This window comes from Falsiroseomonas sp. HC035 (assembly GCF_050563525.1).
Taxonomy (GTDB): Bacteria; Pseudomonadota; Alphaproteobacteria; order Acetobacterales; family Acetobacteraceae; genus Falsiroseomonas.
In genome coordinates, this window is record NZ_JBNXUN010000005.1 from 289,835 (window position 1) to 307,663 (window position 17,829).

Genomic DNA, 17,829 nt, shown 5'->3' on the forward strand with positions numbered 1-17,829 from the left:
GCCCGAACGGCAGGGGCAAGCCGGCTGCCACCCGTCGATATGCCAGCGTTGCACCGGGCGCGTCTTGTTCGCGGCCCGGGCGGCGGCCATCTTCCGTTCATGACAGAGACGCGCATGACCATCTCCATCGAGGTGAACGGCGAGGCCCGCCAGGCGCCGGAGGGCGCTTCCGTGGCCGAGCTGCTGACGCTCATCGGCCTCGCCGCGCCGAAGGTCGCGGTGGAGCGCAACCTGGAGATCGTGCCGCGATCCGCCTGGGCCGCGACGCGGCTGGCTGAGGGCGACCGGCTGGAGATCGTGCATTTCATCGGAGGTGGCTGAGATGGACGGATTGGCACAGGCAGACGAAGGCTGGACCGTCGCTGGCCGGCGCTTCCGCTCCCGCCTCGTGGTCGGCACCGGCCGCTACAAGGACCTGCCGGAGACGCAGCGTGCCATCGAGGCTTCGGGCGCGGAGATGGTGACGGTCGCGGTGCGCCGCGTGAACCTGTCCGATGCCAGCCAGCCGATGCTGCAGGATTTCGTCCCGCCCGACCGCTACACCTACCTGCCCAACACCGCCGGCTGCTTCACCGCGCAGGACGCCGTCCGCACCCTGCGCCTGGCGCGGGAGGCCGGCGGCTGGAACCTGGTGAAGCTGGAGGTGCTTGGCCCGCCGCCCTTCCTGTATCCGGACATGCAGGCGACCTTCGAGGCGGCGGCGGCGCTGCTGGCCGATGGCTTCGAGGTGATGGTCTATTGCGCCGACGACCCGGTGGCGGCGAAGCGGCTGGAGGAGATGGGCTGCGTCGCCATCATGCCGCTCGGCGCGCCGATCGGCTCCGGCCTCGGCGTCGCCAATCCCTTCATGATCAAGGCGATCATCGCCCAGGCGAAGGTGCCGGTGCTGGTCGATGCCGGCATCGGCACGGCGTCGGACGCCGCGCTGGCGATGGAACTCGGCTGCGACGCGGTGCTGCTGAATTCCGCCATCGCCCATGCCGGGGACCCGGTGCGGATGGCGCGGGCGATGAAGGCGGCGGTGGAGGCGGGGCGGGATGCCTTCCTGGCCGGGCGGATGCCGCGCAGCGCGGCGGCGGACCCGTCATCCCCGGTCTCCGGGCTGATCCGCTGAAGACAGGCTTGTTTACGAACGTGAACTAAGTTTAGCGTTATTCCCGTGGCGAACGGTTCGCCATGGGAGGAAAGCATGCTGAGACGTCGGTTGTGGTCCCTGCTCGGGGCCTTCGTGCTGTCAGCCTGCGTCGAGGCGCCGCAGCAGGCCGTCTATGTCCAGCCGCAGGGCCAGCTCCAGCAGCGCGCCGTGGTGACCCGGCCGGCCTGCAACACCGCCTTCCGCGTGGTCAACCAGTCCGGCCGCACGGTGGAGCGGCTGTATTTCAGTCATTCGAGCCTGGGCGCCTGGGGCAACGACCAGCTTGGGCAGTCCGTACTGGCGCCGGGGCGGCAGGTGACCTACCGCGCCGCCAACGAAGGCGCCTACGATTTCCGCGTGGTCTGGAACAACGGCCAAGCCTCCGAACTGCGCCGCATCAATGTCTGCGCCGCCAGCCAGATCACCATCACCAACCGCGGCCTGATCGCCAGCTGAGGGCACATTGGCCGGTTCAGGCGGATTCGCTTGGAACCGGCCCCTTTTTCAGGAGCCATCGCGGGCTTCCCCCGGGGCGGGCAGGGGGGCTTTCCGGCGCTTCGCGGCGTTTCGCGGAAAAAAAACGGCCGGCACGGCGAAAACCGCTTTCCCCTCTGCGGCATCGGGCCTATATGCGCCGCAGACGCAGTACGCACGTGCCGAAGGCCCCAGGCCCACGGAGCAGCCCGAATGAACGGGGCTGCCACCGCGGCGCAAGGTTAACGCAACGACGTCAAGCGTTCTGGCACCCCGGCGGGTTCATCCCCGCCGGTTTCTCTTTGGTCGCTGGTTCGTTCGACCGTTTCGTCAATCTAGGGGCCGCTCCACAGGGGCTGTCTCCGATATTTCAGGGGAGTACGGGCGCGATGAACCCGAAAATCGCATCCTTCCTGCGCGACCACGCGCCGGCCACGCCTTGCCTCGTGCTCGATGTCGATCGGGTCGCGCAGAACTACAGCCGGATGAAGTCCGCGCTGCCCCTGGCGCGCGTCTACTACGCCGTGAAGGCGAACCCGGCGGCGCCGATCCTGGATCGGCTGAGCGCGCTCGGCTCGTCCTTCGATGCAGCGTCCTGGGAGGAAATCCAGGCCTGCCTCGAGGCCGGTGCGGCGCCCGCCGATATCTCCTTCGGCAACACGGTGAAGAAGGAGAGCGCCATCAAGGCCGCCTTCGCCGCCGGCGTGACGATGTTCGCCTTCGACTCGGAGCCGGAACTCAAGAAGCTCGCCCGCTCCGCCCCGGGCGCGCGCGTCTACTGCCGCATCCTGGTCGAGAACAAAGGCGCCGAGTGGCCACTTTCGCGCAAGTTCGGCTGTGAGCCGGAAATGGCGAAGGCGCTGATGCTGAAGGCGGCGGAATGGGGCCTCGACCCCTACGGCATCTCCTTCCATGTCGGCAGCCAGCAGACGCAGACCGGCGCCTACGAGGCGGCGATCGCGCGCGTGGCGATGATCTTCACCGACCTGCGCGATGCCGGGATCAACCTGCGCATGGTGAACCTCGGCGGTGGCTACCCGGTGCGCTACCGTGCCGAGGTGCCGGAGATCGACCAGTTCGGCGATGCCATCATGGGCGCCATGACCGAGCATTTCGGCAATGCGCTGCCGGAGATGGTGATCGAGCCAGGCCGCTTCATGGTCGGCGATGCCGGCGTGGTGTCGTCCGAGGTGGTGCTGGTGTCCCGCAAGTCGGAGGATGATCCGGTGCGCTGGGTCTATCTCGACATCGGCCGCTTTGGCGGGCTGGCGGAGACGGAGGGCGAGGCGATCCGCTACGACTTCCGCACGCCGCACGACGGCGCCCCGGAAGGCCCGGTGACCATCGCCGGCCCGACCTGCGACAGCACGGATACGCTGTACGAGAAGTCCAACTACCGGCTGCCTCTGGCGCTGGACTCCGGCGACCAGGTGCAGCTGCTGTCGACCGGGGCCTATGTGACGACCTATGCGAGCCAGGCCTTCAACGGCTTCCGTCCGCTGGCCGAGCACTACATCTGACGGCACTGGGCGCTCATCACCGGAAAAGATGCGGCGGGCAAGAGCCCGCCGTTTCTTTTTTTGTCCGGCCTGGGCTAATCTCCGCTCATGGATGAAATCGACCGGAACCTCGTTGTCGCGCTGCAGGAGAACGGCGCGGCCGGACTTGCGGAACTTTCGAAGGTCGCGGGCCTGTCGGTCTCGGCGACCGCCGAGCGGGTGAAGCGGCTGGAGGAACGGGCGGTGATCCGCGGCTGGCGGATCGACCTGGACCCTGTCGCGGCCGGCTGCCCATTGCTCGCCTTCGTCTTCGTTGCGATGCATCCCGGTCAGGGCGACGCGAACTTCATGGCCGCAATGAAGGACCATGAGGCGGTGCTCGAATGCCACACCGTGACTGGCGCCTGGTGCTACCTGCTGAAGCTGCGGCTGGCCGACATCGCGGCGCTGGAGACCTTCGTCTCCGAGGCGGTACGCGGCCAGCCCGGTGTCGCCCGCACCGAGACGATCCTGGCGCTCGCCTCGCCCAAGGAAACCGCCATTCTGCCGGTCGCGGACGCCGAGGAGGAGTAGGGGCCGCTCGGGCCCCCATCCCAGTCAGTTGGCGGGGCGGGCCCCCATCGCCACCGTCCGCTCATCCATCCGCGGCTCGTAGCTGATGCCGCGGCGGGTCGCCCAGAAGTTCACCAGCTGGAACAGCGGGATCATCGCCGTCTCGCGGTCCACCATGGCCACCGCCTCCTGCAGCAGCTTCTCACGCTCCGCATCGTCCAGCGTGCCGGCGGCGCGGGCCGTCAGCGCATCCAGCTCCGGGTTCGAGTAGCGGGAGTTGTTGGAGGCGCCGGTGCGACGCTCGCGGTTGTAGGTGCCGAAGATGTTGACCAGCATGTAGCTGGCCTCCCCAGTCACGCTGCCCCAGCCGGCCAGGCGGGCGTTGAATTCCTGGCGGGAATTGCGCGCGGCGTAGCTGGTCCAGGGCAGCGCCTCCACTGCCGTCCGCACGCCGACACGGCTCCACATCTGCGCCACCGCCTGCGCGGTGCGGGCATCGTTGGGGTAGCGGTCGTTCGGCGTCGTCAGCGTCAGTCGGAAGCCTTGCGGGAAGCCAGCCTCCGCCAGCAGGCGGCGAGCGCCTTCGGGGTCCACGCGCGGGGTCTGCACCGCCGGGTTGTAGGAGTAGGAGCCCGGCGGCAGCCACTGGCCGGTGGGCTTCGCCGTCCCCTCCATCACCCGTTCGGCCAGCGCATCCCGGTCGATGGCGATGGACAGCGCCCGGCGCACGCGGGGATCGAGCATCGGGTTGCGCGGCAGCGGGCGGCCTTCGTTGTCGCTGACCAGAACCGGCGGCCCATCGGTGCGGGAGAAATCGGTCATCAGGTAGATCAGGCGCAGGCCCTGGATCTCCGAGATGTTCAGCCGCTGGTCGCGCCGCAGCCGGGCGATATCGGTGGACGGCACCTGGTCGATCACGTCGAGGTCGCCGGCCAGCAGGCCCGCGGTACGCGCCGCGTCGTTGGCGACGAAGCGGTAGGAAACGCGGCCCCAGGGCTCGGCGCCCTTCCAGTAAGTCTCGTTGCGGGCGAACTCGGTGCGGTCGCCGGGGCGGTAGGAGACCAGGCGGTAGGGACCGGTGCCGATCGCGGCACGGCCGGAATTGTAGTCCTCCGTCGCCGCGCCCTCGCCGGCATGGCGGGAGATGATCTGGATCGAGGCCAGTTCGGTCGGCAGCAGCGGGTGGGCCTGGGCAGTGTGGAAGCGGATGGTCAGCGGGTCCACGACCTCGACGCGCGTGATGGCGCGGACGAAGCCGCCGAAGCCGCCCGGGCTGTTCGGCACGTTGGGCGCGCGACCGATGGTGAAGGCGACGTCGTCGGCGGTGAAGTCTCGGCCGTCATGCCACTTCACGCCGGCGCGCAGCTTGAACTCCCAGGCGGTGTCGGACACCGCGCGCCAGCTTTCGGCCAGCGCCGGCTGGATGCGGGCCGTCGCATCCTGTTCCACCAGCCGGTCGAAGATGTGCATGGTCAGGCTGATGTTGGGCGAGGCATTGTAGAAATGCGGATCGAGCGATGTCGGCGATCCGCCGATTCCGATGGTCAGATTGGGCGGGGGGCTGGTCTGCGCCAGGACAGGTGCGGCACCCAGAAGGAGGCCCGTGGCCAGAAGAGCACGCCTGAAATTGAGGCGGGATGATATCATTTCGCAATTTCTTTCGGCAGTGGCAGGAATGCGGCAGCCTAGCCGCATGGCTGCCATGCTGCTACAGGTGCGGCTTCGGGGAAGCTTCGAATGAGGAGAGCGTGATGCGCAACAGCATCCGGAATGCCGCCACGGTGGCGGTGTCGGCCTTGGTCCTGGGCCTTTCACCGGTCAACGCCCAGACCTTGAACATGGGCGTCGGCTCACCCGTGACGTCGCTGGACCCGCACTACCACCAGCTTTCGCCGAACAACGCCGTCAGCGACATGATCTTCGACAAGCTGGTCAGCACGGATTCGGCGGCGCGCAACATTCCCGGCCTCGCGCTGTCCTGGACCGCGACGGGCCCGACGACCTGGGAATTCAAGCTGCGGCCGGACGTGAAGTTCCACAACGGCAACGCCTTCACAGCGGAAGACGTGGTCTTCACCATCAACCGCCTGCCGAACGTGCCCAACAGCCCGTCCTCCTACGCCGCCTATGCGCGGCCGATCCAGCGGATGGAGATCGTCGATCCGCTGACCATCCGCTTCCACACAGCGGCGCCCTATCCGCTGCTGCCGCTGGACATGACCAATGTCCGCATCCTGGATTCGGAGACGCATGCGAATGCGACGACCGAGGATTTCAACAACGGCCGCGCCGCGATCGGCACCGGCCCGTGGCGCGTCGTCGCCCACCGCAACGGCGACCGCATCGAGTTCGCGCGCAACGATGACTACTGGGGCGACAAGCCGGCCTTCGAGCGTGTGAACTACCGCATGGTCACCAACGACGCGACGCGCACGGCGTCCCTGCTCTCGGGTGACCTCGACATCATCGACCAGGTGCCGACCAGCGACCTTGCCCGCCTGCGTCGCGACCCGAACATGCACGTGGCCGAGACCGTCGGGCTGCGGCTGATCTTCCTCGGGCTCGACCACCTTCGCGGCGCGAACGAGAATTCGCCGCAGATCACGGACAACAACGGCCAGCCGCTCGGCCGCAATCCGCTGGCGGATGTGCGGGTGCGCCGCGCGCTGTCCATGGCCATCGACCGCAAGGCGATTGCCGAGCGTGTGATGGAGGGGGCGGCGACGCCGGCCGGCCAGTTCCTGCCGCCAGGCACCTTCAGCCATGTGCCGGACGTGCAGGCCCCGGCCTACGACGCCGACGCTGCGCGCCGCCTGCTGGCCGAGGCCGGCTACCCGAACGGCTTCCGCATCACGCTGTCCGGCCCGAACGACCGCTACATCAACGACAGCCGCATCATCCAGGCGGTCGGGCAGATGTGGACCCGCATCGGCGTCCGCACCGCGGTGGAGGCGCAAACCTGGTCCACCTTCGTCGGCCGCGCCGGGCGGCAGGAATTCTCCTCCTTCCTGATCGGCTGGGGCTCCAACCCGGACGGCAGCCACCCGCTGCGCAACATCATCGGCACCGTCTCGCGTGAGCGCGGCTGGGGCGCGTCGAACCGCGGCCGCTACTCCAACGCCGAGGTCGACCGCCTGCTGACGGAGGCGCTGGTGGAACTGGACGAGCCGAAGCGCGAACAGCTTCTGATCCGCGCCCAGCGCATCGCCGCCGAGGACGTGGCCGTGATCCCGCTGCACATCCAGACCAATGTCTGGGCGATGCGCCGCGGCCTGACGCATCAGGCGCGGGTGGATGAGTTGACGCGGGCGCAGGATACGCGCCCGGCCGCCGCCCGGTAACGCCGGCCCATGAGCGTCTACCTCCTCCGCAGGTTGATCCAGGCCGTCGGCGTCGTGCTGGCGATGTCGGTGATCGTGTTCATCGGCGTCTTCGCCATCGGCGACCCTGTCGAGATCCTGATCAGCCCCGATGCCGACCAGATCGAGCGGGAGCGCGCGGTCGCTGCCCTCGGCCTCGACCTGCCGCTGTGGCAGCAATACCTGGTCTTCCTCGGCAAGGCAGTGCAGGGGGATCTCGGACGCTCCTTCGTCTTCAACGAACCTGCGCTGCAACTGATTCTGCAGCGCATGCCGGCGACGCTGGAACTGGCGCTGGCGGCCACGTTCGGGGCCATTATCATTGGCCTGCCGCTCGGGCTGTATGCCGGGCTCAAGCCGAACAGCATTGCCAGCAAGGGCATCATGGCCGGGTCGATCCTCGGCTTCTCCCTGCCCACCTTCTGGGTCGGGCTGATGCTGATCATGGTCTTCGCCGTGCAGCTCGGCTGGCTACCCTCCACCGGGCGTGGCGAAACCGTAGAGGTGCTTGGCCTGCGCTGGTCGTTCCTGACACTGGACGGATTGGCGCACCTGGCGATGCCAGCGTTGAACCTGGCCCTCTTCAAGATCAGCCTGGTGATCCGCCTGACCCGCGCGGGGGTGCGGGAGACGATGCTGATGGACTACGTGAAGTTCGCCCGCGCCAAGGGCCTCAGCCCGTTCCGCGTGACCTTCGTGCACGTCTTCAAGAACATCCTGATCCCGGTCGTCACCGTGACCGGCCTGGAATTCGGCAGCACCATCGCCTTCAGCGTGGTGACGGAAAGCATCTTCGCCTGGCCAGGGATGGGCAAGCTGATCATCGACAGCATCAACGTGCTCGATCGCCCGGTGATCGTCGCCTACCTGATGATCATCGTGCTGATGTTCATCACCATCAACCTGGTGGTGGACCTGATGTATTCGGTGCTGGACCCGCGCGTCCGGCTCGACAGCAAGTGAACGGAGGCAGGGCATGAGCGCCGTCGTCGGCCAGGAAGCGCCTCCCCGGGATCCCGCGAAGGACAAGGTGGAGACACCTTTCCAGCGCTTCGTCTCGGAGTTCTTCGAATCGAAGCTGGCGGTCGGCGGTCTGGTGGTGATCTCCATCATCATCCTGGTGGCGATCCTGGCCCCCTTCATCTCGCCGCAGAATCCCTACGACCTCGCCGTGCTGGACATCATGGATGGGCGGCTGGAGCCGGGCGAGAAATCCGGCGACGGTGCCACCACCTACTGGCTCGGCACGGACGATCAGGGGCGGGACATGCTGTCCGGCATCATGTACGGGCTGCGGATTTCGCTGACCGTCGGCGCCGGCTCGGCGTTGATCGCCTGCCTGGTAGGCGCCTCGCTCGGCCTCGCAGCCGCCTATGCCGGCGGCAAGACCGACAGCATCATCATGCGCATCGTCGACCTGCAGCTGTCCTTTCCGTCCATCCTCGTCGCGCTGATGATCCTGGCCTTCCTCGGCAAGTCGGTGACCAACGTGGTCATCGCCATCGTCGTGGTGGAATGGGCCTACTATGCGCGGACGGTGCGCGGAACCGCGCTGGTGGAACGCCGGCGCGAATATATCGAGGCGGCGGAATGCCTGGCACTGCCGCGCTACCGCATCCTGTTTCGCCATTTGCTGCCGAACTGCCTTCCGCCGCTGATCGTCATCGGCACGATGCAGGTGGCGCGCGCCATCGCGCTGGAGGCGACGCTGTCCTTCCTGGGCCTCGGCGTGCCGATCACCGAGCCGTCGCTGGGCCTGCTGATCGCCAATGGCTATGAATACATGCTGTCGGGGAAGTACTGGATTTCCTTCTATCCAGGCATCGCGCTGTTGGTGACGATCGTCGCCATCAACCTGGTCGGCGACCAGCTACGCGACGTGCTGAACCCGCGGCTGCAGAAGTAAGGTTGGGAATGGTCGAACCGTTGATCTCGGATGCCGCACTGACGCCGACGCTGGAAGTGCGCAACCTTCGGACGCATTTCTTCACGCGTGGCGGCGTGGTGAAGGCGGTGGACGATGTCTCCTTCACCGTGGGGCGCGGCAAGGTGCTCGGGCTTGTGGGCGAAAGCGGCTCCGGCAAGACCGTGACGGGCTTTTCCATCATGGGCCTGGTCGACCCGCCCGGCCGCATCGTCGGCGGCTCCATCCTGTTCAAGGGCCAGGACCTGGCGAAGCTATCCGAGGAGGAGATGCGGAACCTGCGGGGCAACCGCATCGCCATGATCTTCCAGGACCCGATGATGACGCTGAACCCGGTCCTGCGCATCGACACGCAGATGATCGAGACCGTGCAGGCGCATGAGAAGGTCTCGGACGACGAAGCCCGCGCCCGTTCGCGCGACGCGCTCGGCATGGTCGGCATCCCGTCCCCGGATGAGCGCCTGAAATCCTACCCGCACCAGTTTTCCGGCGGCATGCGCCAGCGCGTCGCCATCGCCATCGCGCTGCTGCACCGGCCCGATTTGATCGTGGCGGACGAACCGACGACGGCGCTCGACGTCACCATCCAGGGCCAGATCCTGGCGGAGGTGCAGAAGCTGTGCGCCACGACCGGCACCTCCATGCTGTGGATCACCCATGACCTGTCGGTGGTCGCGGGCCTCGCGGACGATATCGCCGTGATGTATGCCGGCCGCGTCGTGGAACATGGCGACGTTGGCGAAGTGCTGGATGCGCCGCTGCATCCCTACACCCACGGGCTGATTGGCAGCGTGCCGTCCCGCAACAAGCGCGGCGTGCCGCTGCGGCAGATCCCGGGCATGACGCCGTCGCTGCTGAACCTGCCTGAAGGCTGTTCCTTCCGCACCCGCTGCCCACGCGCGGCGGCGGATTGCGTGGTGATGCCCGAATTGCATGGCTGGTTGCCGGGCCGCCTCGCGCGCTGCCACCATCCGCATCTCGAGGAGGTGGCGACGGCATGAGTGAAGTTCAGGAAGCGCCCCGCACCTTCACCGACACCGAAACCCCGATGGTGGAGCTGCGCGGCGTATCGCGCCGCTTCGCCAAGAAGCTCGACATCGCCGCCCGCCTGGCGCGCCGCCTCGGCGCCTCGGTGAAGGAGGAGATCGTCCATGCCGTCGACGGCGTGGATCTCCGCGTCCGCAAGGGCGAAGTGGTGGGGCTGGTCGGCGAATCCGGCTGCGGCAAGTCGACACTCGGCCGCATCGTCGCGGGCATCCTGCCGCAATCCGAGGGCAGCGTCCTGTGGAACGGCAAGGATGTCTCCGGCCTCCAGGGCGAGGCCGAGAAGATTGCCAAGCTGCGGCGGCAGATGATCTTCCAGGACCCCTATGCCAGCCTCAACCCGCGCATGCGGGTAGCGGACATCGTGGGGGAGGCGCCGCTGGTGCATGGGCTGACCAACCGGTCCGGCTTCGATGCCTATGTCGACGCGCAGATGCGCCGCGCCGGGTTGGACCCGGCCTTCAAGCGGCGCTACCCGCACCAGTTCTCCGGCGGCCAGCGGCAGCGCATCGGCATCGCACGGGCACTGGCGGTGGCGCCCGAATTCATCGTCTGCGACGAGGCGGTGGCGGCGCTGGACGTGTCGATCCAGGCGCAGATCCTGAACCTGTTCATGCAGTTGCGGCGCGACCTGGACCTGACCTACCTGTTCATCAGCCATGACCTCGGCGTGGTGGAACATCTCAGCGATCGCGTCGTCATCATGTATCTCGGCCGGGTCGTGGAAGAAGCACCGACCGAGCGGGTCTTCGCCGCCGCCAACCACCCCTACACGCAGTCGCTGCTGGCCAGCGTGCCGCGCATCGGCAACCGCAAGCGGGCCTTCGCAACGGTGAAGGGGGAAATTCCCTCGCCGCTGAACCCGCCGCCCGGCTGCCACTTCCATCCGCGCTGCCCGCATGCCTTCGACCGCTGCCGGGTGGAGGTGCCGAAGCTGCGGGCGATCGCGCCGGATCAGCGCAGCGCCTGCCACCTGAACGACGCGGCCTGATCCCCTACCGCGCCCAGTGGGAAAGCCCCGCGCTGGTCGCGGAGTTCCTGGCCGGGCGTGACGCGGCGACGGACCCGCTCTGGGCGGCGAGCGGCGCGGGAAGTCCTGTAGAATACGCGCTCTGGGCCGAACACCTCTGCGGCTGTGCCTGCCTGCAGATGGTGCTCGGCGCGCTCGGTCGCCCGGTGCCGCCGATCCACGAAATACGGCGTGGCGTGCAGGCGGCGGGCGGCTATGTCGAGGCGCCAGAGGGCATCCGCGGGCTGATCTACGCCGGCGCCGTCACCTGGCTGGCGGGGCAGGGCATCCCGGCGCGCATCCTGCTGGACCAGTCGGCGCAGGATGTGGCCCAGCTTGTCGAGGGGCAGGCCAGCCTGTTCATCGCCTCCGTCCACCCCGGCATCCGGCGGCCGGAGACGTCGCCGACCGCGCGCGGCGGGCATCTGGTGCTGGTCTTCGGCCGGGACGCGGCGGGAGCGCTGCGCCTGCACAACCCCTCCGGCGACAGCCCCGGGACGCAGGCGGATGCCCGCATCCCAATCGTGCGCTTCCAGGACTTCTTCGCCGGGCGCGGTATCCTGGTCGGCTGAGGTCGGTCAGGTCCGCTTGGTTTCCGGCGCGCTGCCGCGGCCACGGCCGGGCGGGTCGGATGGATCGCTGTCCGAGGGGCCGGCGGCGGGTGGACGGTTGCCGCCACGCCCGCGTCCCGGTGCGTCGGAGGGGTCGCTATCCGTCGCGCCGGCGGGCGCGCGGTTGCCGCCGCGGCCCCGGCCCGGCGGGTCCGACGGGTCGCTGTCGGAGACGCCGGCGCGCGGACGGGTGCCGCCGCGCCCCGCGCCCGGCTCATCCGAAGGGTCGCTGTCGGTCAGGCCGCTGCGCGCCGGGGGTGGGGGCGTGCTGCCCTTGGCACCCGGCAGGCCGCCGCCTCCGGATTTGCTGCCTTGCGCCAGGCCGGCGACCGGCGCGGCGGCGACGCCCACCGTGGCGACCCGCAGCACCAGAAGACGTCGGCCAAGAAACCCATCGGATGCGGACATGCGGCATTCCTCCACCGGACCATGTTCAGGGCGCGGCGGGGCTTCCACAAGGGGTTTGCATGGCGCGTCTGTTTCGCGGCCGGACACGATTTCGGTGCTTGCGTTCATGTTCTCTATATGTTCCAGTCGCCCCATGAGCACAGCGACCTTCCCCCTCCGTCCGGAGATCCCCGCAGACCTCCGCATTCCGCCCCGCCCGCGCGCGCTGCACGCGCCTATCGCCCGGGAGCCTGTCTGGCGGGAGGCGATGCGCTGGTCGACCATCGCGCTGTCCGCCAGCCTGGTGGCGGGCGAGGTGGCGTTGGCTTTGTTCGGACCCTGACCTCAGACCGGTATGGTGGCGATGGCCGCGATGCCGCCCTGCGGCCGGTTGCGCAACACCACATCGCCGCCATGGGCGCGGAAGATGTTGCGGGCGATGGGCAGGCCGAGGCCGGTGCCGCCGGTCTCCCGGTTCCGGCTTTCCTCCAGCCGGCGGAAGGGCTGGAACACCGTCTCCAACTCCGTCTCCGGGATGCCTGGTCCGTCGTCTTCGACCGCGATGCGGATGCTGCCGGCGACGGGCGGCGCCAGGGCCAGCCGGGCGGACCCGCCATAGATCACCGCGTTGGCGACGAGGTTGGCGAGTGCCCGCTTCAGTGATCCTGGCCGTGCCGCGACAGTCAGGTGTTCCGGACCTTCGTAGGTGATGTTATCGGCGGAATCCGGCCGCGCATCGGCGGCCTCGTCCAGGACGGTACGGCACAGGGAGGCGAGGTCGACCGGCACCGATGGCTCCCGCGTCGAATCATCCCGCGCGAAGGCCAGGGTGGCGGCGATCATCGCCTCCATCTCATCGAGGTCCGCCAGCATTTTCCGGCGCTGCTCGTCATCGTCCAGGAACTCGGCGCGCAGCTTCAGGCGGGTGATCGGGGTCTTCAGGTCATGGCCGATGGCGGCCAGCATCTGCGTGCGGTCGCCGACGAAGCGGCGGATGCGCTCTGCCATGGTGTTGAAGGCGCGCGCGGCGGTGGCGACCTCCGCCGGGCCGGTTTCCGGCAGCGGGGTCGCGTTTACGTCGCGGCCCAGCCGGTCCGCAGCGGCGGCCAGCGCCGCCACCGGCCGGGTCAGCCGCCGCACCGCCCACAGCGTCAGCGCCACGGCGGCCAGCGTCATCAGCGCGAAGGCAAAAAGGAAGGTTTCGGAATGCCAGGGTCGCGGCGGCGGCATCTCCAGCCGCAGGTTCAGCCAGCCCTGGTCCGGGAAGCGCAGGCTGACCATCAGCCGGCCGGGGTGGCGGTCGGTCGCGATCAGCACCTCCCGCGGCCGGAACCGCGGCGGGGCGTGGCGCAGCCCGTCCAGCCGCAGCAGGCGGATCAAGGGCGGCGGCGGCGGTGGGTAGCCGGGTTTCGCGAGCGCTTCATCATCCACCGAGAGGGACAGCCCCGGCGGCATGTCGAGGTCGTCCACCAGCCCCCGGCGCCGCTCCGGCGCCACCTGCAGCAGGCTGCGCCAGGCACCGTAGGAGCGTTGGGAGATCTCGCGCGCCTGCTGGAAGCGCTGCAGGTCGACGCGGTCCAGCGCATGGATGGTCAGGCCGGCCACCTGCACCAGGATCAACCCGGTCAGCAGCACCAGCGCGGTGCGCCCCGCGAGGGTCTGGGGCCAAAGCCATCGCAGCCAGCGCATCCCGGCTCAGCTGCGCTCAACGGTGGCGGACAGCACGTAGCCGCCGCCGCGCACGGTCTTGATAACCTGCGGGTTGCGGCCGTCATCCTCCAGCTTGCGGCGAAGGCGCGACACGGCGACATCGATGGCGCGGTCGAACGGACCGGCCTGGCGGCCACGCAGCAGGTCCATCAGCATGTCCCGCGTCAGCACCCGGTTGGGGCGTTCCACCAGCACCATCAGCAACTCGTACTCGCCGCCGGTCAGCGGTACCTCTGCGCCCTGCGGGTTGACCAGGCGGCGGCGCGTCGGCTCCAGCACCCAGCCGGCAAAGCGCAGGATGCGCGCCGGCGGTTCCTGGGAGGGGCCGGTGCTGCTGTCGGCGGTGGCACGGCGCAGCACGGCGCGGATGCGGGCCAGCAATTCGCGTGGGTTGAAGGGCTTGGCCACATAGTCGTCGGCGCCAAGTTCGAGGCCGACGATGCGGTCCGTGTCCTCCCCCATCGCGGTCAGCATGACGATCGGCACCTCGGACTGCGTGCGCAGCCAGCGGGCGAGGTCGAGGCCGGATTCGCCCGGCATCATCAGGTCCAGCACCACCAGGTGGTAGCGGCCGAGCGGCCAGAGTTTGCGGGCCTCCCGTGCGTCGCGGGCCACGGTGACGCGCAGCGATTGCTTCTCCAGGAACTTGCCGAGCAGTTCACGGATTTCGCGGTCGTCGTCGACAACGAGGATGTGGGGGGCGGTGGCGTCCATGGCCGTAACATAGTGCGGCGCAGGCCGGCACCTAACGCCGATCGGCAGATGAATGTTGCAGCATGTGACGGACGCGGCCACGGCAACGAAGTGTTGCAATTCAGGCGGTTCCAGACCCTTGGACGGTGGCTGCGCCGGGACAAGCTACAGGGGGCAGGACGCCGGCCCGGCAGGACCACCCCCCTCCCGGCCAAGGCTGGCGTGCTGTAGTGGCGGCGGGGATGAGCCCCCCTCCTGCATCCCCGCCGCTGAACTTCCCCGCGGGCCCGGCCTGGGCGCGGCAGGCCGTGGCGGCGCTGGTCGCAGCGGACCCCGATCTCGCGGCGATCGAGGCGGCGGCTGGCCCGCTGCCTTGGCGGACCCGCCCGGCCGGCTTCGGCGGGCTGCTGCGCACCATCTGCGGGCAGCAGATCTCGAACCAGGCGGCGGGTGCCATCTGGCGGCGGCTTTCGGCAATTCCGGGTGCGTTGGAACCTGCCGGGCTGGTGGCGATGGGGGATGACGTATTGTGCGGCGTCGGCGGCCTGTCGCGGCCGAAGGCGGCGCATGCGCGGGCTCTGGCCACCGCCTGCCTCGACGGCTCCCTGCGGCTGGACCGGCTGGGGGCGATGGCGGATGAGGAAGCCGTCGCGCATCTGTCTGCCGTGCGCGGCCTCGGGCGCTGGACCTCGGAGGTGCATCTGCTGTTCGCGCATGACCGGCCGGACATCTTCCCGAGCGGCGACATCGCGCTCGCCGCCAGCGTCGCGCAGTTGAAGCGGCTGGAGGCCCGGCCGGCGCCGAAGGAACTGGCCCGCATCGCCGTCGCCTGGGCGCCCTGGCGCGGCGTGGCGGCACGGCTGTTCTGGCATCATTGGCGACAGGTCACGGGCCGACCGATCATCGAGGATGATCCCGGCGCCGCATTGCCCGCGCCGGCCGGCGGCGGCACCCTGCCCGCATGAACCTTTCCGCCCGCCTCCGCGAAACCGCCGAGCCGCCGATCCCCGCCGCCCGCGCCTGGGCCGCGCGCTATGCCGGCGGTGCCGGGCCGGCGCTGGACCTGACCCAGGCGGTGCCGGGCTATCCGCCGCCGCCGGAACTTCTGGCGCGCCTGGCCGAGGCCGCCGGCAGCCCGGCCTGCGCCGGCTATGGCGCCATCGATGGCGACGCGGGCCTGCGGGAAGCCCTGGCCGCCGACATTGCCGGCTTCTACGGCGCGAAGGTGGACGCCGCCGACATCGCCATCACCGCCGGCTGCAACCTCGCCTTCGCCATGGCCATGGCGGTGCTGGCGGCGCCAGGGGAGGCGGTGATGCTGCCGGCGCCCTGGTACTTCAACCACCAGATGGCGCTGACCATGCAGGGCGTCCGCCCCGTGGCCCTGCCGACGCGCCCGGAGAAAGGCTTCGTGCCGGACCCCGCGGAGGCCGCCGCGCTGATGGATGCGCAGCCGGTCCGCGCGCTGGTCCTGGTCACGCCCAACAACCCGACCGGCGCCGTCTATCCCGCCGCGGTGATCCAGGAGTTTTCCGAGATCTGCCGGGCGCGCGGCACCTGGCTGGTGCTGGACGAGACCTACCGGGACTTCCTCACGCCGGAACAGTCGCCGCCGCACGGCCTGTTCGGCGATGCGTCCTGGCGCGACGGGTTGGTGCACCTGTATTCGTTCTCGAAGGCCTATTGCGTGCCGGGGCACCGGGTCGGCGCCATCGCGGCGGGGCCGGCCTTCCGCGCGCAGCTCGCCAAGGCGCTGGACACCTGGCAGATCTGCCCCGCTCGACCGGCCCAGGCGGCGCTAACCTGGGCGGTGCCGGCGCTGGCGGGCTGGCGGGCCGGCAACCGCCGCCTGATGGCGGACCGCGCCGAAATGTTCCGCGCCGCGGTGGCGCGGCTTCCCGGCTGGCGGCTTGACGCCATCGGCACCTACTTCGCCTATCTCCGCCTGCCGCAAGGGGCGCCGGATGCGCTGGAGGCGGCGGAGATGCTGGCCTCGACGCAGGGCCTGATGACCTTGCCCGGCCCCTTCTTCGGCCCCGGCCAGCAACGCCACCTGCGCCTCGCCTTCGCCAATGCGGGGGAGGAGGTGCTGGCGCAGGTGCCGGGGCGGCTGGCAGCGCTGGGCTGAACGTCCCATATCCGCGGCAGCAGGAGAGAACCGCCATGACCCAGCCCGTCCGCACGCTCGACATCGTCTCCGACGCGATCTGCCCCTGGTGCTGGATCGGCAAGCGGAACATGGAGGCCGCGCTGGCCGAGTTGGCCGCCGATGGTCTGCACTTCGCCATCCGCTGGCGCCCCTTCCAGCTGAACCCCGAGATGCCCGAGGAAGGGGTCGAGCGCGCCACCTATCGCGCCCAGAAGTTCGGATCGGAGACGCGGGGGCGGGAGCTGGATGCGAATGTGGCGGAGGCCGGCCGCGCCGCCGGACTGGAATTCCGCCACGACCGCATGCTGCGCACCCCCAACACCGTCCGGGCGCATCGTGTCATCCGCATGGCCGAAGCCGCCGGCGTGCAGGATGCGGTGGTGGAGGCGCTGTTTCGTGGCTACTTCCAGGAAGGCCAGGACATCGGCGACATCCTGGTACTGGCGACGCTCGCCGATGGCGCTGGGCTCGACTCCGTCGCCGTCACCACGATGCTGCGCGGCGAGGAGCACCGGGCGGAGGTGCTGGCCGAGGATGCCGCGGCGCGGCAGGGCGGCATTTCCGGCGTGCCATCCTTCCTGATGGACCGGCATCTGCTGTTCAGCGGCGCCATGCCGCCGGCGCGCATGGCGGAGGCGTTCCGGCGCGCGGACGCCATCCTTTCCGCCCGCGCCGCGGCGGCGTAACGTCCCAGGCCTTGCCAGGGGTCGCCAGATGGAATGGGTGCTGCTCGGTCTCGTCGTCCTGCTGCTGCTGTGGCTGGTCGTCATCTACAACCGCCTGGTCTCGCTGCGGCAGGTCGTGGCGCAGGCCTGGGCGGATATCGAGGTGCAGCTCAAGCAGCGCCACGACCTGATCCCGAACCTGGTGGAGACCGTGAAGGGCTACGCCGCGCATGAAAGCGGCACGCTGGAGGCGGTGATCCAGGCGCGCAACGGCGCCATCCGCGCGCAGGGGCCGGAACAGGCGAGCGCGGCGGAGGGCCAGTTGGGCGCCGCGCTCAGCCGGCTGTTCGCGCTGTCCGAGGCCTATCCGGACCTCAAGGCCAACACCAACTTCCTGTCGCTGCAAAGCGAGCTGTCGGGCATCGAGAACACCATCGCGGCGGCGCGGCGCTTCTTCAACAATGCCGTGGCCGAATTCAACGCCGCGATCCAATCCATCCCGGCAGTGTTCTTCGCCGGCAGCCTCGGCTTCCATCCGCGTGGCTTCTTCGAGCTGTCCGAGGCCGAGCGCGTCGCGACCCAGGCGCCGCCGCAGGTGAAGTTCTAGCGCCGGGCAGG

At 69.4% G+C, this 17,829-nt stretch carries 20 protein-coding genes; 16 read left to right on the forward strand and 4 right to left on the reverse strand.

The genetic code is table 11. From position 1 onward, the window contains the following. Positions 1-99: 99 nt before the first annotated feature. The 5 genes from thiS (at position 100) to ACLF3G_RS13880 (ending at position 3,681) form a co-directional block, all read left to right on the forward strand. Positions 100-321: a sulfur carrier protein ThiS gene (gene thiS / locus ACLF3G_RS13860; protein ID WP_430669966.1), complete on the forward strand. Its 222-nt coding sequence runs from the start codon at positions 100-102 to the stop codon at positions 319-321. 1 nt (position 322) lies between these two features. Beyond that, positions 323-1,114, forward strand: a complete 792-nt coding sequence (locus ACLF3G_RS13865; RefSeq protein ID WP_430669967.1) for a thiazole synthase — start codon at positions 323-325, stop codon at positions 1,112-1,114. A gap of 75 nt (positions 1,115-1,189) precedes the next feature. Continuing rightward, positions 1,190-1,591, forward strand: coding sequence for a hypothetical protein (locus tag ACLF3G_RS13870; RefSeq protein WP_430669968.1), 402 nt, complete (start codon positions 1,190-1,192; stop codon positions 1,589-1,591). A gap of 407 nt (positions 1,592-1,998) precedes the next feature. After that, entirely contained in the window at positions 1,999-3,129 is a 1,131-nt protein-coding gene (locus tag ACLF3G_RS13875) for a type III PLP-dependent enzyme (protein WP_430669969.1), read from the forward strand. Between the two features lie 87 nt (positions 3,130-3,216). Next, entirely contained in the window at positions 3,217-3,681 is a 465-nt protein-coding gene (locus ACLF3G_RS13880; RefSeq protein WP_430669970.1) for an Lrp/AsnC family transcriptional regulator, read from the forward strand. 24 nt (positions 3,682-3,705) lie between these two features. Here the strand turns inward: ACLF3G_RS13880 and ACLF3G_RS13885 are convergent, their stop codons facing one another. Continuing rightward, positions 3,706-5,307, reverse strand: coding sequence for an ABC transporter substrate-binding protein (locus tag ACLF3G_RS13885; RefSeq protein WP_430669971.1), 1,602 nt, complete (start codon positions 5,305-5,307; stop codon positions 3,706-3,708). A 104-nt stretch (positions 5,308-5,411) separates the two neighbouring features. Here ACLF3G_RS13885 and ACLF3G_RS13890 point away from each other — a divergent pair, with 104 nt between their 5' ends. From ACLF3G_RS13890 to ACLF3G_RS13915, 6 genes are all read left to right on the forward strand, one after another. Then, positions 5,412-7,001: an ABC transporter substrate-binding protein gene (locus ACLF3G_RS13890; RefSeq protein WP_430669972.1), complete on the forward strand. Its 1,590-nt coding sequence runs from the start codon at positions 5,412-5,414 to the stop codon at positions 6,999-7,001. Positions 7,002-7,010: 9 nt separating this feature from the next. Further along, a complete protein-coding gene (locus tag ACLF3G_RS13895; protein ID WP_430669973.1) occupies positions 7,011-7,982 on the forward strand; it encodes an ABC transporter permease in 972 nt (323 codons plus the stop codon). A gap of 13 nt (positions 7,983-7,995) precedes the next feature. Next, positions 7,996-8,925 carry an ABC transporter permease gene (locus ACLF3G_RS13900; protein WP_430669974.1) on the forward strand — a complete coding sequence of 310 codons (930 nt, stop codon included), beginning with the start codon at positions 7,996-7,998 and terminating at the stop codon, positions 8,923-8,925. 8 nt (positions 8,926-8,933) lie between these two features. Next, complete coding sequence (locus ACLF3G_RS13905; protein WP_430669975.1) at positions 8,934-9,944, forward strand: ABC transporter ATP-binding protein; 1,011 nt, start codon at positions 8,934-8,936, stop codon at positions 9,942-9,944. After that, a complete protein-coding gene (locus ACLF3G_RS13910) occupies positions 9,941-10,978 on the forward strand; it encodes an ABC transporter ATP-binding protein (RefSeq protein WP_430669976.1) in 1,038 nt (345 codons plus the stop codon). The genes ACLF3G_RS13905 and ACLF3G_RS13910 overlap by 4 nt, the downstream gene beginning before the upstream one ends. A gap of 158 nt (positions 10,979-11,136) precedes the next feature. Beyond that, entirely contained in the window at positions 11,137-11,568 is a 432-nt protein-coding gene (locus tag ACLF3G_RS13915; RefSeq protein ID WP_430669977.1) for a hypothetical protein, read from the forward strand. Between the two features lie 6 nt (positions 11,569-11,574). On the opposite strand, the gene ACLF3G_RS13920 is transcribed toward ACLF3G_RS13915, so the two are convergent. Further along, on the reverse strand, positions 11,575-12,015 hold the full coding sequence (locus ACLF3G_RS13920; protein ID WP_430669978.1) for a hypothetical protein: 441 nt from the start codon (positions 12,013-12,015) through the stop codon (positions 11,575-11,577). 133 nt (positions 12,016-12,148) lie between these two features. Between ACLF3G_RS13920 and ACLF3G_RS13925 the strand changes: the two genes are divergently transcribed. Beyond that, entirely contained in the window at positions 12,149-12,337 is a 189-nt protein-coding gene (locus ACLF3G_RS13925; protein WP_430669979.1) for a hypothetical protein, read from the forward strand. A 2-nt stretch (positions 12,338-12,339) separates the two neighbouring features. Here the strand turns inward: ACLF3G_RS13925 and ACLF3G_RS13930 are convergent, their stop codons facing one another. Beyond that, complete coding sequence (locus ACLF3G_RS13930) at positions 12,340-13,683, reverse strand: ATP-binding protein (protein WP_430669980.1); 1,344 nt, start codon at positions 13,681-13,683, stop codon at positions 12,340-12,342. A gap of 6 nt (positions 13,684-13,689) precedes the next feature. Further along, complete coding sequence (locus ACLF3G_RS13935; RefSeq protein WP_430669981.1) at positions 13,690-14,418, reverse strand: response regulator; 729 nt, start codon at positions 14,416-14,418, stop codon at positions 13,690-13,692. Positions 14,419-14,639: 221 nt separating this feature from the next. Between ACLF3G_RS13935 and ACLF3G_RS13940 the strand changes: the two genes are divergently transcribed. The 4 genes from ACLF3G_RS13940 to ACLF3G_RS13955 are packed head-to-tail and all read left to right on the forward strand — an operon-like array spanning position 14,640 to position 17,818. Continuing rightward, a complete protein-coding gene (locus ACLF3G_RS13940) occupies positions 14,640-15,362 on the forward strand; it encodes a DNA-3-methyladenine glycosylase family protein (protein ID WP_430669982.1) in 723 nt (240 codons plus the stop codon). Beyond that, on the forward strand, positions 15,359-16,525 hold the full coding sequence (locus ACLF3G_RS13945) for an aminotransferase (protein ID WP_430669983.1): 1,167 nt from the start codon (positions 15,359-15,361) through the stop codon (positions 16,523-16,525). Before ACLF3G_RS13940 ends, ACLF3G_RS13945 begins: the two co-directional genes overlap by 4 nt. A 35-nt stretch (positions 16,526-16,560) precedes the next feature. After that, on the forward strand, positions 16,561-17,232 hold the full coding sequence (locus ACLF3G_RS13950) for a DsbA family oxidoreductase (RefSeq protein ID WP_430669984.1): 672 nt from the start codon (positions 16,561-16,563) through the stop codon (positions 17,230-17,232). 28 nt (positions 17,233-17,260) lie between these two features. Then, complete coding sequence (locus ACLF3G_RS13955; protein ID WP_430669985.1) at positions 17,261-17,818, forward strand: LemA family protein; 558 nt, start codon at positions 17,261-17,263, stop codon at positions 17,816-17,818. The last annotated feature ends 11 nt before the right edge of the window (positions 17,819-17,829 follow it).

Excerpts from the sequence above, each read along its gene's own strand:
- thiS (WP_430669966.1), top strand. The coding sequence starts at position 100 with ATGACAGAGACGCGCATGACCATCTCCATCGAGGTGAACGGCGAGGCC.
- ACLF3G_RS13865 (WP_430669967.1), top strand. The coding sequence starts at position 323 with ATGGACGGATTGGCACAGGCAGACGAAGGCTGGACCGTCGCTGGCCGG.
- ACLF3G_RS13870 (WP_430669968.1), top strand. The coding sequence starts at position 1,190 with ATGCTGAGACGTCGGTTGTGGTCCCTGCTCGGGGCCTTCGTGCTGTCA.
- ACLF3G_RS13875 (WP_430669969.1), top strand. The coding sequence starts at position 1,999 with ATGAACCCGAAAATCGCATCCTTCCTGCGCGACCACGCGCCGGCCACG.
- ACLF3G_RS13880 (WP_430669970.1), top strand. The coding sequence starts at position 3,217 with ATGGATGAAATCGACCGGAACCTCGTTGTCGCGCTGCAGGAGAACGGC.
- ACLF3G_RS13885 (WP_430669971.1), bottom strand. The coding sequence starts at position 5,307 with ATGATATCATCCCGCCTCAATTTCAGGCGTGCTCTTCTGGCCACGGGC.
- ACLF3G_RS13890 (WP_430669972.1), top strand. The coding sequence starts at position 5,412 with ATGCGCAACAGCATCCGGAATGCCGCCACGGTGGCGGTGTCGGCCTTG.
- ACLF3G_RS13895 (WP_430669973.1), top strand. The coding sequence starts at position 7,011 with ATGAGCGTCTACCTCCTCCGCAGGTTGATCCAGGCCGTCGGCGTCGTG.
- ACLF3G_RS13900 (WP_430669974.1), top strand. The coding sequence starts at position 7,996 with ATGAGCGCCGTCGTCGGCCAGGAAGCGCCTCCCCGGGATCCCGCGAAG.
- ACLF3G_RS13905 (WP_430669975.1), top strand. The coding sequence starts at position 8,934 with ATGGTCGAACCGTTGATCTCGGATGCCGCACTGACGCCGACGCTGGAA.
- ACLF3G_RS13910 (WP_430669976.1), top strand. The coding sequence starts at position 9,941 with ATGAGTGAAGTTCAGGAAGCGCCCCGCACCTTCACCGACACCGAAACC.
- ACLF3G_RS13915 (WP_430669977.1), top strand. The coding sequence starts at position 11,137 with ATGGTGCTCGGCGCGCTCGGTCGCCCGGTGCCGCCGATCCACGAAATA.
- ACLF3G_RS13920 (WP_430669978.1), bottom strand. The coding sequence starts at position 12,015 with ATGTCCGCATCCGATGGGTTTCTTGGCCGACGTCTTCTGGTGCTGCGG.
- ACLF3G_RS13925 (WP_430669979.1), top strand. The coding sequence starts at position 12,149 with ATGAGCACAGCGACCTTCCCCCTCCGTCCGGAGATCCCCGCAGACCTC.
- ACLF3G_RS13930 (WP_430669980.1), bottom strand. The coding sequence starts at position 13,683 with ATGCGCTGGCTGCGATGGCTTTGGCCCCAGACCCTCGCGGGGCGCACC.
- ACLF3G_RS13935 (WP_430669981.1), bottom strand. The coding sequence starts at position 14,418 with ATGGACGCCACCGCCCCCCACATCCTCGTTGTCGACGACGACCGCGAA.
- ACLF3G_RS13940 (WP_430669982.1), top strand. The coding sequence starts at position 14,640 with ATGAGCCCCCCTCCTGCATCCCCGCCGCTGAACTTCCCCGCGGGCCCG.
- ACLF3G_RS13945 (WP_430669983.1), top strand. The coding sequence starts at position 15,359 with ATGAACCTTTCCGCCCGCCTCCGCGAAACCGCCGAGCCGCCGATCCCC.
- ACLF3G_RS13950 (WP_430669984.1), top strand. The coding sequence starts at position 16,561 with ATGACCCAGCCCGTCCGCACGCTCGACATCGTCTCCGACGCGATCTGC.
- ACLF3G_RS13955 (WP_430669985.1), top strand. The coding sequence starts at position 17,261 with ATGGAATGGGTGCTGCTCGGTCTCGTCGTCCTGCTGCTGCTGTGGCTG.